This window comes from Streptomyces sp. NPDC039465 (assembly GCF_055639315.1).
In genome coordinates, this window is the sequence record NZ_JBVKAP010000001.1 from 976,660 (window position 1) to 994,525 (window position 17,866).

General features: G+C 74.5%; 12 protein-coding genes. 7 read left to right on the forward strand and 5 right to left on the reverse strand.

Annotated features, from left to right (window positions below; genetic code table 11):
- The first annotated feature begins 2 nt into the window (after window positions 1–2).
- From ACZ7LT_RS04475 to ACZ7LT_RS04485, 3 genes are all read left to right on the forward strand, one after another.
- The gene (locus tag ACZ7LT_RS04475; RefSeq protein ID WP_471234122.1) at window positions 3–1,325 is read left to right on the forward strand and encodes a PP2C family serine/threonine-protein phosphatase; all 1,323 of its coding nucleotides are present in this window, start codon (window positions 3–5) and stop codon (window positions 1,323–1,325) included.
- An 89-nt stretch (window positions 1,326–1,414) separates the two neighbouring features.
- Window positions 1,415–2,737: a vWA domain-containing protein gene (locus ACZ7LT_RS04480; RefSeq protein WP_471234124.1), complete on the forward strand. Its 1,323-nt coding sequence runs from the start codon at window positions 1,415–1,417 to the stop codon at window positions 2,735–2,737.
- 73 nt (window positions 2,738–2,810) lie between these two features.
- Entirely contained in the window at window positions 2,811–4,106 is a 1,296-nt protein-coding gene (locus ACZ7LT_RS04485; protein WP_471234127.1) for an FHA domain-containing protein, read from the forward strand.
- Here ACZ7LT_RS04485 and ACZ7LT_RS04490 read toward each other — a convergent pair.
- Window positions 4,103–5,092: a methyltransferase domain-containing protein gene (locus tag ACZ7LT_RS04490; RefSeq protein WP_471234129.1), complete on the reverse strand. Its 990-nt coding sequence runs from the start codon at window positions 5,090–5,092 to the stop codon at window positions 4,103–4,105. The two genes, ACZ7LT_RS04485 and ACZ7LT_RS04490, sit on opposite strands and share 4 nt — an antisense overlap.
- Before the next feature lie 118 nt (window positions 5,093–5,210).
- On the opposite strand from ACZ7LT_RS04490, the gene ACZ7LT_RS04495 reads away from it, so the two are divergent.
- From ACZ7LT_RS04495 to ACZ7LT_RS04510, 4 genes are all read left to right on the forward strand, one after another.
- A complete protein-coding gene (locus ACZ7LT_RS04495) occupies window positions 5,211–5,615 on the forward strand; it encodes a globin (protein ID WP_471234132.1) in 405 nt (134 codons plus the stop codon).
- Window positions 5,616–5,850: 235 nt separating this feature from the next.
- Complete coding sequence (locus ACZ7LT_RS04500; RefSeq protein WP_471234136.1) at window positions 5,851–9,264, forward strand: ABC transporter permease; 3,414 nt, start codon at window positions 5,851–5,853, stop codon at window positions 9,262–9,264.
- 171 nt (window positions 9,265–9,435) lie between these two features.
- Window positions 9,436–12,216, forward strand: coding sequence for an FtsX-like permease family protein (locus ACZ7LT_RS04505; protein WP_471234139.1), 2,781 nt, complete (start codon window positions 9,436–9,438; stop codon window positions 12,214–12,216).
- On the forward strand, window positions 12,213–13,187 hold the full coding sequence (locus ACZ7LT_RS04510; RefSeq protein WP_471234141.1) for an ATP-binding cassette domain-containing protein: 975 nt from the start codon (window positions 12,213–12,215) through the stop codon (window positions 13,185–13,187). The genes ACZ7LT_RS04505 and ACZ7LT_RS04510 overlap by 4 nt, the downstream gene beginning before the upstream one ends.
- Window positions 13,188–13,228: 41 nt before the next feature.
- On the opposite strand, the gene ACZ7LT_RS04515 is transcribed toward ACZ7LT_RS04510, so the two are convergent.
- The 4 genes from ACZ7LT_RS04515 to ACZ7LT_RS04530 all read right to left on the reverse strand — a co-directional run bounded on the left by ACZ7LT_RS04515 (window position 13,229) and on the right by ACZ7LT_RS04530 (window position 17,684).
- A complete protein-coding gene (locus ACZ7LT_RS04515; RefSeq protein WP_471234143.1) occupies window positions 13,229–13,891 on the reverse strand; it encodes a DUF8010 domain-containing protein in 663 nt (220 codons plus the stop codon).
- Window positions 13,888–14,325: an acyl-CoA thioesterase gene (locus ACZ7LT_RS04520; protein WP_471234145.1), complete on the reverse strand. Its 438-nt coding sequence runs from the start codon at window positions 14,323–14,325 to the stop codon at window positions 13,888–13,890. Before ACZ7LT_RS04520 ends, ACZ7LT_RS04515 begins: the two co-directional genes overlap by 4 nt.
- 2 nt (window positions 14,326–14,327) lie before the next feature.
- Complete coding sequence (ettA, locus tag ACZ7LT_RS04525; RefSeq protein ID WP_471234148.1) at window positions 14,328–15,992, reverse strand: energy-dependent translational throttle protein EttA; 1,665 nt, start codon at window positions 15,990–15,992, stop codon at window positions 14,328–14,330.
- 291 nt (window positions 15,993–16,283) lie between these two features.
- Entirely contained in the window at window positions 16,284–17,684 is a 1,401-nt protein-coding gene (locus ACZ7LT_RS04530; protein WP_471234151.1) for an LAETG motif-containing sortase-dependent surface protein, read from the reverse strand.
- Window positions 17,685–17,866: the final 182 nt, after the last annotated feature.

Below are 17,866 nucleotides of genomic sequence, written 5' to 3' on the forward strand. Positions count from 1 at the left end.
TGATGTCCCAGATGGACCAGCTGTCGGCCCGGTCGACCTGCCCCAACTGCGCGGAGCCGGTGGAATCGGGCGACTTGTTCTGCGGCGCGTGCGGCTGCGACCTGTCGGCCGTGGCCCCGGCGGCGCCGGACCGCCCGACACTGGCCATCGGGGCGCCGCTGCCGCCCCCCGCCGCGCCCGGGTGGCCGGCGGCCGAGGAGCGGGCGAGCGGGGAGCCGTCGGCCCAGTCGGCGGGTGATCTGCCCGGTACGGACTCGGGTGGCCGCGACCTCCAGGCGCCGGTCCGCCACGACACCCCGGCCGGGGCGGAGGCGGACGGCGACTACGCGCTCGCCGCGCCCGATCCCCGTACCGCCGCCGGGCACTCCCCTGCCGGGCACTCCCCCGCCGTGCCGCCCGGCGCGAAGCTCTGTGTCGCCTGCCGGGCCGGCCGGGTCGACGGGGACGGCTACTGCGAGAACTGCGGCCACGCCCAGCCGCGCGAGCGCGACCACATGGAGGAGGAGCTCGGCCAGGTCGTCGCCGTCAGCGACCGGGGGCTGCGCCACCATCGCAACGAGGACGCGTTCGCGGTCTCCTCCACCGCGCTGCCGGACGGCTCGCCCGCAGTCGTGGCGGTGGTCTGCGACGGGGTGTCCTCGGCGACCCGCCCCGACGAGGCGTCGGCGGCCGCCGCGAGCGCCGCCAACGAGTCCCTGCTCGCCGCCCTTCCCCGGGGCACCCACCCCCAGCAGGCGATGCACGACGCGATCCTGGCGGCGGGCGAGGCGGTCAACGCGCTCGCCGAGGAGCCCGGTGCCAGGGAGCACGATCCGCACCAGAACTCCCCCGCCTGCACGATCGTGGCGTCGGTCGTGGCGGGCGGGCTCCTGATCGTCGGCTGGATCGGCGACAGCCGTGCCTACTGGGTGCCCGACGACCGGTCCGCCCCGCCCGCCCGGCTCACCGAGGACGACTCCTGGGCCGCGCAGATGGTCGCGGCGGGCCTGATGAGCGAGGCGGAGGCGTACGCGGACGAGCGGGCGCACGCCATCACCGGCTGGCTGGGGGCCGACGCGTACGAACTCGACCCGCACACGGCGGCGTTCAAGCCGGACCGGCCCGGTGTGGTCGTGGTCTGCACGGACGGGCTGTGGAACTACGCCGAGGCACCGGAGGAGATGGCCCGGGTGCTGGCCCCGGACGCGGCCGGCCGGCCGCTGGGCGCCGCCCAGGCGCTGGTGGGCCACGCCCTGGACGGCGGGGGCCACGACAACGTAACGGTGGCGCTGCTGCCGTTCGCCATGCCGCCGCAAGGGGCAGGATCGCCGTACGGCACGTCCTGAGCCCGAGTCACGCCCCTGAGTCCCGCCCCTGAGTTCCGCTTCGTCCCTTTGCCACTGTCTGTTGTGTGAAGCACCGAGGAGCCGATCAGATGGCGAACTTCTCCAAGTCGAACGTGCCGCAGTTCTCCGTCGACGTGTACCAGAACGCCTATCTGCCGGAGGGCGGGCGTGAGGTGAACGCCATCGTCACGGTCACCTCCACCGGAGGCGGCACGAGCGGCGGCGTGTCCGCGCCGGGCGCCGCCGCGGTGGTGATCATGGTCGACTGCTCGGGCTCGATGGACTATCCGCCGACGAAGATGCGCAACGCGCGCGACGCCACGGCCGCCGCCGTGGACACCCTGCGCGACGGGGTCGCCTTCGCCGTGGTCGCCGGTACCCACGTGGCCAAGGAGGTCTATCCGGGCGACGGCTCGCTCGCCGTCGCCGACGCCCGTACGCGCGCGGAGGCCAAGGAGGCGCTGCGCCGACTGAGCGCGGGCGGCGGTACGGCGATCGGCACCTGGCTGCGGCTCGCCGACCGGCTGCTCGGCTCGGCGGACGTCGCCATCCGGCACGGCATCCTGCTCACCGACGGCCGCAACGAACACGAGTCGCCGCAGGACCTGCGGGCCGCGCTGGACGCCTGCGCCGGACGGTTCACCTGTGACGCGCGGGGTGTGGGGACGGACTGGGAGGTCAAGGAGGTCACCGGTATCGCCTCGGCGCTGCTCGGCACGGCCGACATCGTCGCCGACCCGGCCGGTCTCGCCGCGGACTTCACGCGGATGATGGAGGAGGCGATGGGCAAGGAGGTCGCGGACGTGGCCCTTCGCCTGTGGACACCGCTGGGCGCGGAGATCGCGTTCGTGAAGCAGGTGGCGCCGACGGTCGAGGAGCTGACCGGGCGGCGTACGGAGGCGGGGCCGCGGGCGGGCGACTATCCGACCGGTTCCTGGGGGGACGAGTCCCGCGACTACCACCTCTGCGTCCGGGTCCCGCAGGCCGCCGTGGGCCAGGAGATGCTGGCGGCCCGGGTGTCCCTGGTCTGTCCCGACCCCTCGGGCGGGGCTCCGCAGGCGCTGTCGCAGGGGCTCGTACGGGCCGTGTGGACCGACGACATGGCCGCGTCGACGTCGATCAATCCGCAGGTCGCGCACTACACGGGCCAGGCCGAACTGGCACAGGTCATCCAACAAGGGCTGGATGCGCGCAAGTCGGGCGATTTCAACGACGCCACGGCGAAACTGGGGCGGGCGGTGCAGCTCGCGGCGGCTTCGGGGAACGAGGACACCGCGAAACTGCTTTCGAAGGTGGTGGACGTCGTGGACGCGGCGACCGGTACTGTGCGGCTGAAGGCGAAAGTCGCGGAAGCGGACGAGATGACTCTCGAGACGCGCTCCACCAAGACGGTTCGCGTCAAGAAGCAGTAGCAAGCTGTAACCGGAGCAGTAGCTGTGACGGTCCGGCCGGGACGGCCGGACACCGAGAGGGGGATGCACCGACATGCCGACCTGCCCGAACGGACACCAGTCGGTTTCCGACGACTGGTGCGAGGTCTGCGGCCACCGTATGGCCGGGGCGGGCGGCCCTGCGGGTGCCGTGCCGCCGCCTCCCCCTCCGCCGCCGCCCGGCTACGGCTACCCCGGTCCTGGCAACGGCTACCCGGACCCGGACGCCACCGCCCAGGCGGAGCTCTGTCCGCAGTGCCGCACCCCCCGCGAGGCTATGGCGCCGTTCTGCGAGGAGTGCCGCTGGAACTTCCTCACCAACACCGCGACTTCGTACACGCCGATGCCCCCGCAGCAGCCGGGTCCGGGGGGCCCCGGCGGTCCGGGGGGTCCGCCGCCGGGGCTGAACCTGCCGCCGGGCTTCCAGGCGCAGCAGCCGCCGCGCCCGCCGGACCCGTTCGAGTACCAGAGCTCGCGGCCCTCGCAGATGAACCGCCCGGCCGAGCCGCTGTCGGGCCCCTCGGGCCGCCAGGGGCCCCCGCCGGGCATGGGCCAGGGCGGCCCGGGTCAGGGTCAGGGCGGTCCGGGCATGGGCCAGGGCGGCCCGGGTCAGGGTCAGGGCGGTCCGGGCATGGGCCAGGGCGGCCCGGGTCGGGGTCCCGCTCAGGGTCAGGGTCAGGGCCAGGGCGGTCCCGGTGGTCCGGGGCGGCCCGGTTCGCAGGCGTCGCACATGCCTCCGCCGCCGCAGGCGTTCCAGCCCGGTGGGCCGCCGCCCCCGGCGCCGTTCCTCCAGCAGCCCGGCCAGTCCGCGCCGCCGCAGCACCACCAGCAGCAGGCCCCGCCGCCCCCGCAGCAGGGCGGTGACGACGACTGGATGCTGCCGCCGCCGTCGCACGCCCCGCAGGGCCAGGGGCACGCCCCGCAGCCGCCGCAGTACCAGTCCCCCGCGGGCTGGACGGCGGTGGTCGGGCCGGACCGTGACTACTTCATGGCGATGATGCAGCGCAGCGGCCCGGAGGCGGCCGGGCTGAACCTGCCCGCGTACTCCCCGGAGCAGCGGGTGCCGCTCACCGGCGAGCAGATCACCATCGGCCGCCGCCGGCACTCCACCGGCGAGTCGCCCGACATCGATCTGTCGGTGCCCCCGGAGGACCCGGGCGTCTCGCACCAGCACGCGATGCTGGTGCAGTCGCCGGACGGTTCCTGGGCGGTGGTGGACCAGAACTCCACCAACGGCACCACGATCAACGGCGGCGAGGACCCGATCCAGCCCTTCGTCCCCCACCCGCTCCACGAGGGCGACCGGGTGCACGTGGGTGCCTGGACGACGATCACCATCCGGCGCGGCTAGCGCGCGCCCGGCTGGAGCGTCCCGAGGGGCCAGACGTAGGGCCCTTCGGGATCGTCCAGCCATGCCCACTGCCGGCCGCCGCTGACGGTCACCCCGTACCGCTCGCGCCGTGGCCGCCGCTCGCGCTGCCAGAGCGAGAGCGCCTCGTGCGGATCCAGACTCCCGGCGGACAGTTCGAGCAGGAAGGCGAAGAGGTCGTTCTGCGCGGCCCGCCGGGGCAGCCCGGTCGGCCGGCTGCGCGGGGCCGGCGGGGTCACCCCGCGCAGCGCCACGAAGTACGCCGGGCCGGGCAGGAACCGTCCCTCGGCGTGGTCGGCGTCCCGGACCCGCAGCAGGAGCAGCCCGGTGGACAGCGGCGCCAGGATCAGGGCGCCCGGGGAGCACTGACGCAGCCAGGCGGGCGGTACGGACGGCAGCGTGCAGGTCACGATGATCCGGTCGAAGGGGGCGCGCTCGGGGCAGCCGCGCGCCCCGTCGCCGGTGTGGACCGCGGGCCGGTAGCCGGCCGCCGCGCAGTGGACGCGGGCCGACTCGGTGATCTCCGGGTCCAGGTCGACGGTGGTCACCCGCTCCTCGCCGAGCCGGTGGCAGAGCAGCGCGGCGTTGTAGCCGGTGCCGGCGCCGATCTCCAGGACGCGCTGTCCGTCCCGTACGTCGAGCGCGTCCAGCATCTCCGCCATCAGCGAGGGCTGGCTGCTGGAGGAGATCAGCTCGCCGTCGCGGACGCGGGTGGCCAGCGGGGTGTCCCGGTAGGCGCCGCGCAGCCACCGCTCGCGCCGCCCGGGGTCGGGGTCCTCGCGCCACAGCCGCTCGTAGCCGCTGATCCCGGCGACGAAGTAGTACGGCACGAAGAGGTGGCGCGGCACGTCCTCGAACGCGGCCCGCCAGGCCGGGTCGGACAGCACCCCGGTCGTGGCGATCTCCGCCACCAGTGCCTGCCGCGCCCGCGCACCGTCTTCGGCGAATACGTCCCGCTGTGGCCCCATGCCTCCACTGTCCTGCGCGGGGCGGGGCCTGGCGAGCATGGAGCGCACCTGACAGGGTCGTTCCGGCCGGAGTCCTGGTCCGCCAGTCCTAGGCCGGGGTGTCTGAGACGATGGAACCGTGAACAAGATTCCGCGCGGCACGCTTCAGGAGCAGACCTTCTACGAGCAGGTCGGGGGCGAGGAGACCTTCCGGCGTCTCGTCCGCCGCTTCTACCAGGGTGTGGCGGAGGACCCGCTGCTGCGGCCGATGTATCCGGAGGAGGATCTCGGTCCGGCCGAGGAGCGGCTGGTGCTGTTCCTGATCCAGTACTGGGGTGGTCCCCGCACCTACAGCGACCACCGGGGCCATCCCCGGCTGCGGATGCGCCACGCGCCGTTCACGGTGGGCCGGGCGGCGCACGACGCGTGGCTGAGGCACATGCGGGCGGCGGTGGACGAGCTGGGGCTGGCTCCGGAGCATGAGGAGCAGCTCTGGAACTACCTGACGTACGCGGCCGCGTCGATGGTCAACACCGAAAGCTGAGCCGAGGTCCCGCGGCCCCGGGTCGACCGGATCCGATCGGTCCGCGCCACTCCACGACCCTCCACGATCGCTTCAGGGTTGAGATACGGCCGGAATGTGGTCCTCCCCCTCCGGATAACGGTCACGATCGAGTCAAGGTCCCCGTGCAAGCGGTTTCCAGGGGCATGTGCCCTCTGAAACCATCCCAGGGCGCCCACTGCGTGTGCGGTGCCTCGGGGCGGTTTCAGGGGGACGGGTGACGGGGTTCGTACTGCTGCGGGTCAGGGCACACAGGCTGCTGCTCACCGCCGCGCTCCTGGCCGTCCTACTGACGACCTCCGTCCTCGCCGCGCTCGCCGCCTTCTCCGGCTCCGTCGGCGACACCGCGCTGCGCGAGACCCTGCGGGGCCGCGCCGCCCCTTCCGCCGCGCTCGTCGTCACCGCGCAGCTCCCGGCCGACCGGCGCGCCCCGGCGGACCGCGCCGTCGCCGACGGCGCACGCGCCTCCTTCGACGGCCTGCCGGTGACCGTGCGGAAGCTGGAGCGCTCGGGGCCGTACGCGCTGCCGCGCTCGCTCCAGCCGCCCGCCGCGCGCTCGGGCGAGCCGGACCTCACCCACTTCGCCGCGCTCGACCGCTCCCGGCTGCGGCTCGTCCGGGGCGGCTGGCCGGCCGCGACCGCGACCGGTGCCGTGCCGGTGGCGCTGCCCGAGGAGGCCGCGAGGCGGCTGGACCTGAACCCCGGTGACCGGCTCGACCTCACCGACCGGCTCGGCGGCGCGGGGGTACGGGCCGAGATCAGCGGCATCTACCGGCCGCGCGATCTCACCGACCCGTACTGGCAGTTGGATACGCTCGGCGGGCGCGGCATGCGGACGGTGGTGTTCACGATGTACGGGCCGCTGCTCACCGACCCGGGCGTGTTCGCCTCGGGCCGGGTCAGCGCCGGCGACACGGCCTGGCTGGCCGCCGCCGACTTCGCCGCCGTGACCACCGACCGGATCGGGGCGCTGCGCGCCGCCTCCGGCGAGGGGCCGAGGAAACTCGCCGCCGACCCGGCGTTCGGCGGCGCTTCGGTCACCGCGCAGAGCGCCCTGCCGACGGTCCTCGACCAGACCGCGCGGGCGCTGCTCGTCTCCCGTTCCACGCTGATGATCGTGGCCGTGCAGCTGGTGCTGCTGGCGGCGTACGCGCTGCTGCTGGTGGCGCGGCTGCTGAGCTCGGAGCGGTCCGGGGAGACGGAACTGCTGCGCGCCCGGGGCGGTTCGCGCCGCCGGATCGCCGCCCTCGCCGCCGCCGAGGCCCTGCTGCTCGCCCTCCCCGCCGCCGTGATCGCGCCGCCGGCCGCGGCCCCCCTGACCCGGCTGCTCGGCGCGCCTTCGGGGGCGCCGGGCGGGTCGGTGTGGCTGGTCGCGGCGCTGGTGGCGGCGGGCTGCGCGGCGGCGGTCGTGGCACCCGCACTGGCGGCCGGGGGCAGTTCGCGGGTACGGGCGCGCGCCCTGCCCGCGCCGGTACGCGCCGGGGCGGACGTCGGCCTGCTGGTGATCGCGGCGGTGGCGTACTGGCAGCTGGACCGGCAGACCGGCGCGTCCGGCGCGGGCGCGCTCAGCGGCGACCGGGACGGCGAACTGGGCATCGATCCCCTTCTGGTGGCGGCGCCCGCGCTGGCCCTGCTCGCCGGCACCGTCCTCACCCTGCGGCTGCTGCCGCCGGCCGCGCGGATCGCCGAGCGGCGCGCCGCGGGCGGGCGGGGGCTGCCCGCGGCGCTGGCGGGCTGGCAGTTCAGCCGCAGGCCGCTGCGCGGCGCGGGTCCGGTCCTGCTGCTGGTCCTGGCCGTGGCGATGGGCATGCTGGCGATCGGTCAGAGCGCGTCGTGGGACCGCTCGCAGGAGGACCAGGCCGACTTCAAGGCCGGCGCGCCGGTCCGGGTCCTGGGCGCCCGGGGCGCGGACCCCGGCGAGGGCGCCCGCTACGCGGCGCTGCCCGGCGTCCGGCAGGCGGCGCCCGCCCACCGGGGCACGACGGAGCTCCCCGGCAACCGCACGGCGAGCGTGCTCGCCCTGGACACCGCGCACGCCGGACCGGCCATGCTGCTGCGGTCCGACCTCACCGGCCGCCCGCCGGGCGAGATCCTGCGGGCGGGCCTGGACGTGCCGGTGGGCGTACGGACACCGAAGGGCGCCCGCGGCCTGGCGCTGGACCTCCGGGTGGCCTCGGCGGCGGCGCCGGTCGCGACGGCCGTGGACGTGCCGGTCGGCGTACGGACACCGGAGGGCGCCCGCGGCCTGGCGCTGGACCTCCGGGTGGCCTCGGCGGCGGCGCCGGTGGCGACGGCCGTGGACGTGCCGGTCGGCGTACGGATACCGGAGGGCGCCCGCGGCCTGGCGCTGGACCTCCGGGTGGCCTCGGCCTCCGGGGCGGCGACGCCGGTGGTGACGGCCGTCGTCGAGGACCGCTACGGCCTCGCGTACCGGCTCGTGGCGGGCCCGCTGCCGGCGGACGGGGCGCCCCACCGGCTCACCGTGCCGCTGCGCGGCGGGCCGCTGACGCTGACGGGCCTCGAACTGGCCGGGCAGGAGGCGCCGGGCGGGGGCGGCACGCACCGCTTCGAGGTGGTGCGGGTCGGCGCCGCGCTGCCGGACGGGGAAGTCCGCCTGCGGGGCACGGAGAACGAGTTCCGGTCGTGGCGTGCGGAGTTCACGCCCACCGTCGACGGCGAGCAGGGCCGCCCCCAGCCCCTGCCCGGACTGCTCGGCTCGCCGGTGACCCCGCTGAGCGTCCCGTACACCACCAGCCCCGGCGAGGAGTACGGGCTACGGCTCGGCGCGCCACGCCCCGGCCTGCCCGACGTGCTACCGGCCGTGGCGTCCGACGCGTTCCTCGCGGCGGCCGGGGCGGACAAGGGGGACCGCGTCCAGATCACCGTGGGCGGCCACCGGCTGCCCGTGAAGATCGTCGAGACCGTACGGGAGCTGCCGACGACCGGACCCGGCGCGCGGACGGCGGCCACGGCGGCCACCACCTCGGAAGACGGAGGCGCGGTCCTCGTCGACCTGCGCGCCGTCAACGGCTTCCTCGCCACCCGGTCCGGGACGGCGCTCGCGCCGACCGAGTGGTGGCTGCACACCACGCCGGGCGGCGCCGCGCGGGCGGCGACCGCGCTGCGGGCGCTGCCGGACACCGACCCCGCCCAGGTGCTCGTACGGGACGAGATCGCCGCCGGACTCCTCGGCGACCCGCTCGGCGCGGGCCCCCGCTCGGCCCTCCCGGCGGTCGCCGCCGTCGCGGCGGCGCTCGCGGCGGTCGGCTTCGCGGTGAGCGCGGCAGGGTCGACGCGCGAACGGTCGGCGGAGTTCGGCGTCCTGCGCGCCCTGGGCGCGCCGCGCCGCCAGCTGGCCCGCCTGATCGCCGCCGAGCAGGGCGTCCTCGTGGCCATCGGCCTCGCGGCGGGCACGGCGCTGGGCGCGCTCCTGGCCCGCGCGGTGGTCCCCCTCGTCGTCCTCACCCCCCAGGCGACCCAACCGGTCCCCCACGTCCTGGTCGAACTCCCGCTCCCCCAGGTCACCCTGCTCCTCGCGACGGTCGCGGCGCTCCCGCTCCTGATCGTGGTTGCCGTCGCGCTGCGCCGCACGGACCCGGCGGTGACCCTGCGCCACGAGGCGGCCCGATGAGCGGCGCCGGCGCCAGGCCGCGCCTCGGCGGCGGGCGCGCGCACCAGCCCGCACGGACCAGGCCCGGCGCGCGACCCGGCTTCCCGGCAAGCCCCGCACGCCCCACGAGCCCCGCAGTCCGGCTGTGCCCGGCCGGGTTCGTGCCGTCGCACGACCAGGAAGGCATCTGACATGCCCCGCAAGCCCGTTGCCGCCGTGGCGCCCTGGGTGCGGACGCGGCTGCGGACCGCGCCCGGGGGTGCGCTCGCGTACGCACTGCTGGTGCTCGTCACCGCGTTCCTCGCGGCCGCGCTGCCCAGGGCCGTCGACGCGTACGAGACCGAGGGGCTGCGGCATGCCGTCCGGGACGCCGAGCCGAGACTCTCGGTACTCGAAGTGACCAGCCCGCCCCTCGGCCTGGAGTTTCCCCAGGCCACCCGGGAGGCCGCGCTCCGGGCCGAGCCGCTCGCGCGGCGCAGCGCGGAGATCACGAGGCTGCTGCCCGCACCCCTGCGGACCGACGGCGACCAGTCGGTGTACGGCGTGCGGACCGGTCGGCGGCTGACCGGGCTCGACCCGTGGCTGCCCCAGCCGTACAAGCTGCCGCCCGAGTTCGTGCTCTCCACCCCGTCGGCGCTGGACCGGCACGCCACCGTCCGCGCCGGGCGGCTCCCCGCGGCCGGGGCCGGCACCCGGCAGGTGGAGGCGGCCGTCACGGCCGAGACCGCGAAACGTCTGCGCCTGGCCGTCGGTTCGGTGGTGCACGTGCCGGGCAACGGCCCCGCCCCGCTCGCCGTCCGCGTCACCGGCATCGTCGAACCCCGCACCCCACAGGGCAGCTACTGGTCCGTCGAGCCGCTGCTGCGGACCCCGGTCTACGCGGCGAAGCCGGGCCGCGACGCCCCCCGCTTCTACTGGCAGGCCGCGCTGCTCCTCGCCCCCGACGCGGCGCCCGTGCTGCTGTCCACGCCCGGCCAGCCCGAGGTGTACTGGCGGCTCGCCTCCGAGGCGGGCCATCTCACGGCCCAGGACACCGGACCGCTCGAAGCCGCCCTCGCCTCGCTCACCGGCGGCCCCGATCTGCTGCGGGTACGCGAACACGTCGGCGCCACGGCCACGGTGACCACCGGACTGGACACCGTGATCGGCGGCTACGCCGGGATGCGGGACGCGATCGCGCCGGTCGTGGCGGTCGCGGCGTTCGGTATCGGCACCGTCGCGGCGATCGTCCTCGCCATGACCGGCGGGCTGTTCACGGCCCGCCGCTCCGCCGAGCTCGCGCTGCTGCGCTCCCGCGGCGGCTCGCTGTACGGCATCGGCGGGCGGCTCCTCGGCGAGACCTCCGTGGTCGCGCTCCCGGCCGCCGCGCTCGGTCTCGGGCTCGCCATGGCGGCCGTCCCCGAGGCCCGCCCGCTGCCCGCGCTCACCGCCGCGGCGGCCGTCGCCGCCCTCGCCTGCCTGGCCCTGCCGCTGCGGGCCGTCGCGCTGCACCGCAGGCCCCGGGCGCACGGCGGCCGCGACGACCTGGTCGCCGCCCGCCCCTCCCGGCGCCGTACCGTCGCCGAACTCACCCTCCTCGCCCTCGCCGCCGGCGCCGTCGCCGCGCTGCGCCGCCGGGGCACCGGTGACGCCGGGGACCATCTGGTCAGCGCGGCCCCGGTCCTGGTCGGGCTGATCGCCGCGCTCGTTCTCGTACGGCTGTATCCGCTGCCGCTGCGGTGGGCCGCGGGCCCGGCGCGCCGGCTGCGCGGCGCCGTCGGGCATCTGTCGCTGGCCCGGGCCGGGCGGTCCTCGGCGACCGGCACGCTGCCGCTGCTCGCGCTGCTGGTGGCGCTGACGACGGCGGCGTTCGGCGGGTCGGTACTCGCGGGCGTGTCGGACGCCCGGGACCGGGCGGCCACGCTGACGACCGGCGCCGACGCGCGCGTGGAGGGCCCCGGCGAGTCCGTACCGCTCCCGCCGGGCCTGGCCGAGGCGGTCCGCGCGGTGCCGGGCGTACGGGACGTGGCCGTCGTGCAGATCGAATACGGCGTGGCGCTGCCCGCGCTGGAGGGCGGCTCGATCCACTCCCGGAACGTGACCCTTGTCGGTGTGGACCCCGCGTCGTACGCCGCGCTGGCCCGGCGAACCGGGCTCGGCGCCTTCCCGGCGGACGCGCTGACCGCCACCGGGACGGGCGGGGTCGGCGCGCCCGGCGGCGGCCCGGACCGGGTCCTGCCGGCCGTGGCCTCCCCGGCCGTCGCGGAACGGATGCGCGGGGACAGCCGGGGCATCGTCTCCCTGGCCGGGGACTTCACGGTGAAGGTCGTGGCCGTACGCGCCACCACACCGGCCGTCCCCGACTCCGACTTCCTGCTGGTGAACGCCGCCGACCTGACCCACCGGACCCCGACCACGCTGCTGGCGTCCGGCCCCGGCCTGGACGGTACGGCCCTGCGGGCGGCGGTCCGGGCGAAGAACGCGTCGTTCTCCGTCCTGCTGCGCGGCGAGCAGCGCGAGCGATTCGTGGACTCGCCGATGCAGAGCGGCGCCGAGCGGATCTATGCGACGGCGATCGGCGCCGGGGCGGGCTATGCCGTCCTGGCGGTGCTGCTGTCGCTGCTCCACAGCGCGCCGGAACGGGCGGCTCTGCTCGCCCGGCTGCGCACGATGGGGCTGACGACACGGCAGGGACGGCAGTTGCTGGGGCTTGAGGCGCTGCCACAGGCGCTGCTCGCGGCGGTCGGCGGAACGCTGGTGGGCTGGGCGACGATCACCCTGCTCTCCCCCGGTGTCGACCTGGGCCGCCTGGCGCTCGCGGCCGCGCCGGGCCTCGCACCGCTCGACGGGGCGCCGCTGCGGGCGGACCCGTGGTCGCTGGTGCTCCCGGCCGCCGGTGTGGTGGTCCTGTCGGGGGTGGCGGCCGTGGCCCAGGCATGGTGGGCGGCGCGGCGCGGATCGACGAAGGAACTCAGGGCGGGAGAGATGCGATGAGCGGTGCGACGAGCGACGCGATGTCCGATGCGGGCACGACGCTGGCGGAGCTGGAGCGACGGGCGGCGGCCCACCGCGACCGGCCGTCGTACGGACACGACGCGCTGATCGCCTGCGACCGGCTGGTGCGCATCTTCACCACGGACGGGGTGGAGGTGCAGGCCCTGCAAGGGCTGGATCTGCTGGTGCGGGAGGGCGAGTTGATGGCCCTCGTCGGCGCGTCCGGCAGCGGCAAGTCGACGCTGATGAACATCCTGGCCGGTCTTGACGTGCCGACGGCGGGCGCGGCGAGGGTCGCGGGGTGCGATCTGCTGGCGATGGACGCGAAGGCGCGGCTGCGCTACCGGCGGGAGGTCGTCGGTTTCGTCTGGCAGCAGACCGCGCGCAATCTGCTGCCGTACCTGACGGCCGCGCAGAACGTCGCACTGCCGATGCAGCTGCGCGGCGCCCGGGGCCGGGGCCGGAAGGCCGAGCGGGCGGGGGCCCTCCTGGACATGCTGGGCGTCGCGGAGTGCCGCGACCGCCGCCCGCACCAGATGTCCGGCGGCCAGCAGCAGCGGGTGGCCATCGCGGTCGCCCTGGCCAACTCCCCCTCCGTCCTGCTGGCCGACGAGCCCACCGGCGAGCTGGACTCGGCCACCGGCGAACAGGTCTTCGCGGCGTTCCGCCGCGCCAACGAGGAGCTGGGCACCACGATCGTGATCGTCACCCACGACCAGACCGTCGCCTCCGAGGTCCGCCGCACGGTCGCGATCCGCGACGGCCGCACCTCCTCGGAGGTCCTGCGCCGCACGGAGATCGACGCGACGGGCCAGGAGTCGCTGGTGACCCGCGAGTACGCAACCCTGGACCGCGCGGGCCGTCTCCAGCTCCCGGCCGACTACACCCGCGCGCTGGCCATGGAGCACCGCGTGATGCTGGAGCTGGAACAGGACCACATCGAGGTGTGGCCGGACGACAAGGAGGGGTAGGGGCGGCAGCGGGGTGCGACGCGGGCAGGCCGCCCCCGTCGTCAGGCGAGCGGGCGGACGTTCAAGGTGAGGCCCGAGCCCGGGGTGCGCAGGGCGATCGAGCCGTACGGGGTGCGCAGGCGCAGCCACGTGCCCGCGGTCAGCAGGGCTACCGGGACCTCCTGCGGGGGGAGGAAGCCGAGGGACTGGGCCGCGTGGACGGCGCGCAGCGGGAGGGGGGTCTGCGCCAGCGTGCGGGACCAGATCTCGCGGCCGATGCGGTCGCGCTCCACGCGCGTGCGCCGCTCCGGCGGCAGTTCCTCGTCCCGGGCGCGGAATTCGGCGACGGCCGCCGCGACCGCGCCCCGCATCCCGGTGACGTCCGGCAGGCCCGGAAGTTCGCGCCAGCCACCGCGCGGCGGCAGGACCCCGGCCCACGGCGGGCCGGTGACCATGTCCGGGACGACGGCTTTGCCGGCCGTCTCCTCGATGCCTTCGAGGAGCTCCCCCGCCGAGACCGTACGGTCGAAGACGGCCGGGTCGGCGAGCCGGGCCGTACGGATCGCCAGGACCTCGAACGACGGCGGCCGGCCGAACACGGCGAGGGCCCCGCCCCCCGCCTGGAGGCGGACGGCGGCGGCCCGGTCGTAGTGGATCAGCCGGGCCAGGAAGGCGGCGAGGTCCGCCGCCTCCCTGGCGTCGGCGAAGTGGAGCGGCGCGGTCATGCCGCGGCGGCCTCCTTGGTCACCTGCACGTCGTCCAGGTACTCCTCGAGGAACGACCGCTCCTCCGCGGTGATCCGCCGCGGCCGCTGCGCCTCCAGGTCGAACGGCACGACGACCGTCGAGGCCCGGACGTACACCGTCTCCGGGTCCTTGATCTCGTACGCGATCGTCAGCGACGCCGCGCCGATCTTCGTGACCCACGACTCGACGGTGACCGGCTCGTGCCGGTGCACCAGCGGCCGTACGTAGTCGATCTCGTGCCGGGCCACCACGGACCCGCCGGAGAACGACGGTGAGCCGTTCCCCGGCGCCAGGCGGAACATGAAGTCGATCCGCGCCTCCTCCAGATAGCGGAGGAAGACGACGTTGTTGACGTGCCCGAAGGCGTCCATGTCCGACCAGCGCAGGGGGCAGCTGTAGAAGTGCCGGGCCATCCTCAGCCCCGGGTCAGCTTCTTGTACGTGGCGCGGTGCGGACGGGCCGCGTCCGCGCCGAGGCGCTCGATCTTGTTCTTCTCGTACGACTCGAAGTTGCCCTCGAACCAGAACCACTTCGATTCGCCCTCGTACGCCAGGATGTGCGTGGCGACCCGGTCCAGGAACCAGCGGTCGTGGGAGACGACCACCGCCGCGCCCGGGAAGTCGAGCAGCGCGTTCTCCAGCGAGGACAGGGTCTCGACGTCGAGGTCGTTGGTCGGCTCGTCGAGGAGCAGCAGGTTGCCGCCCTGCTTGAGGGTGAGCGCCAGGTTGAGGCGGTTGCGCTCACCGCCGGACAGCACACCGGCCGGCTTCTGCTGGTCCGGGCCCTTGAAGCCGAACGCCGAGACGTAGGCGCGGGACGGCATCTCGACCTGGCCGACGTTGATGTAGTCCAGCTCGTCGGAGACGACGGCCCACAGCGACTTCTTGGGGTCGATGTTGGCGCGGCTCTGGTCGACGTACGAGATCTTGACGGTCTCGCCGACCTTGATCTCGCCGGAGTCGGGCTGCTCCAGGCCCTGGATCATCTTGAAGAGCGTGGTCTTGCCGGCGCCGTTCGGGCCGATGACACCGACGATGCCGTTACGCGGGAGCGTGAAGGACAGGTCGTCGATGAGGACCTTCTCGCCGAAGGCCTTGGAGAGGTTGTTGACCTCGACCACGATGGAGCCCAGACGCGGACCCGGCGGGATCTGGATCTCCTCGAAGTCCAGCTTCCGCATCTTGTCGGCCTCGGCGGCCATCTCCTCGTACCGCGCGAGGCGGGCCTTGGACTTGGCCTGGCGTCCCTTGGCGTTGGAGCGGACCCACTCGAGCTCTTCCTTGAGGCGCTTCTGGCGCTTGGCGTCCTTCTGGCCCTCGACCTTGAGACGGGAAGCCTTGTTCTCCAGGTAGGTGGAGTAGTTGCCCTCGTAGGGGTGGGCGCGGCCGCGGTCCAGCTCGAGGATCCACTCGGCGACGTTGTCGAGGAAGTACCGGTCGTGGGTGATCGCGACGACGGTGCCGGGGTACTTGGCGAGGTGCTGCTCCAGCCACTGCACGGACTCGGCGTCCAGGTGGTTGGTGGGCTCGTCGAGGAGCAGCAGGTCGGGGGCCTCGATGAGGAGCTTGCAGAGCGCGACGCGGCGCTTCTCGCCACCGGAGAGGTTGGTGACCGGCCAGTCGCCGGGCGGGCAGCCCAGGGCGTCCATGGCCTGCTCCAGCTGGGCGTCGAGGTCCCAGGCGTTGGCGTGGTCCAGGTCCTCCTGGAGCTTGCCCATCTCCTCCATCAGCGCGTCGGAGTAGTCGGTCGCCATGAGCTCGGCGACCTCGTTGAAGCGCTTCAGCTTGCCCATGATCTCGGCGGCGCCGTCCTGGACGTTCTCCAGGACCGTCTTGGACTCGTCCAGCGGCGGCTCCTGGAGCAGGATGCCGACGCTGTAGCCGGGCGACAGGAAGGCGTCGCCGTTGGAGGGCTGCTCAAGGCCCGCCATGATCTTGAGGACGGTGGACTTACCGGCGCCGTTCGGGCCGACCACACCGATCTTCGCGCCGGGCAGGAAGCTCAGCGTCACGTCATCGAGGATGACCTTGTCGCCGTGCGCCTTGCGCGTCTTGCGCATCGTGTAGATGTACTCAGCCAAGAGAAACCGTCCGGCAATCCGTAGGAGTCGACATACGCTCCGCCGCCGCGGCGATCGGGACCGGTGGCCGTCGACCGGATGGTCGTGGACCGGGTGGTCGCTGATCGGCGCCAGGGCAGATACACCCCATCTTGCCGTACGTCGATCCTTCGACGGAAACCAGTACTCCGGCACGGGGCGGCGCGTGGGGAGGAACAGGGTCTTCAACGGCAGGGGCCCCTCCGGTTATTCCCGGCGGGGCCCCTCTTCTGCGTACGGTCACCGTACGCAGGTCATGTGACTACCGTGCGCTTACGGCCTGACGCCCTTGCGCTGGCGCAGCATGAAGACCGCGCCGCCGCCGACCACCACGAGGACCACGGCCACGCCCGCGATCAGCGGCGTGGCGCTGGAGCCGCCGGTCTCGGCGAGGTCCCCGCCGCCGGTGGTGCCGGTGGTGCCGGTGGAGGTGCCGCCGGCCGAGGCCGGGCTGGGCTGCGGGGCCGGGGGCTCGGACGGGGCCGGGGAGGCCGTCTTGCAGTCCAGGACGCCCTTGAAGGTCTTCTTGAAGCCGCCCGGGCCGGTGATCGTGAAGTCGTACGCCTGGTCCTCGGCGACCGGGATCGTGACGGACTTCGAGGCGCCCGCCGGGATCGTGTACTTCAGGCCCTTGAGCTCGAAGGTGAAGTCCTCGTCGCCCTTGTTGGCGGCGATGATGTCGAGGCCGCCCTTGGCGCAGTTCTTCTCGACGGACAGGGCCGGGATCGGGCCCTTCTTCGCCCAGGCGGCGCCGGCCTGCGCGGAGACCGTGGAGGTGCTCGTGCCGGCCAGGATCAGGGTCTGGCTCTTGGTCTCGCTGACGAAGGCGCGGCCGATCGGCACGGTCGTGTCGGCCTGCACCGTCAGCGAGGTGGTGCCGTCGGCGGCGCCGGCGGGCACGTCGAAGAAGATCTTGGCGCCGTTGGTGACGTCCGTGACGGGCTTGCCGGCCTTGTCGACGACCTTCACGCCGGCCGGGGCGCCCGCGGCGAGGGTGACCGAGGCCTTGGCGGCGTTGGTGGTGACGGTGACCGGGCCGAGGCGGCTGCCGGGGGTGCCGGCCACGGACGGCGGGGCGAGCTTCAGCGAGGCGCCGGGCTCGGCGAGGTTCTTCGCCTCCTTCTCGAGGTACTGGGCGAGCTTGCGGGCGTTGCCGTCCGTCGGCACCGCCTTCACCTTGTCGGAGAAGTGCCAGATCGCGGCCTGGGTGCCGGCGGCTGCCGTGCCTTCGGTGAGCTTGTCGGCGCCGACCTTCCTGGCCAGCGCGGCGAGGTCGTTCACCTGCGGGAAGGAGTTCTGCAGGATCCAGCGGATCTTGCCGGCGTCGGTGTTGTTATGCAGGGAGGACTGGTCCCAGCCGACCTCCTTGTACTCCGTGCCCTGGCGGGCGGGGGTACGCAGGTCGATGCAGTAGGTCTGGATGGCGCCGCCCGGCTGGACGGCCATCTCGAAGAGGCCGGCCTGGGCCTTCCACTGGCGGCCGCCGGTCTCCTGGATGGTGACGGTGTCATGGATGGCGAGCCTGCCGAGCGTGGCGTTGGCGCCACCGGAGTTCTGAGTGATCTCCTCGGCCGCCGCCGGACCCGCGACCGCTATGGCACCCGCAGCGACGAGGCCGGTGGCCAGGGTCGCGGCGGCAAGGCGGGCGATGCCCGGCCTCCGTACAGAAAACATGGAATTCCCCTCTGGGCGAGGCGATCCGCATCTGAGACGCGTGGGGGGAGCGCTTCGCCGGCAGACTCAAGTGCCGCATGAGTACGCGGGAATCCTATGGATGCGGAAGAGCCCAGTCCCCGCCCATGTCATCCGATAACCATTCCGACTCAGAATCGTTATGCGCGAACGGGATTGAGACG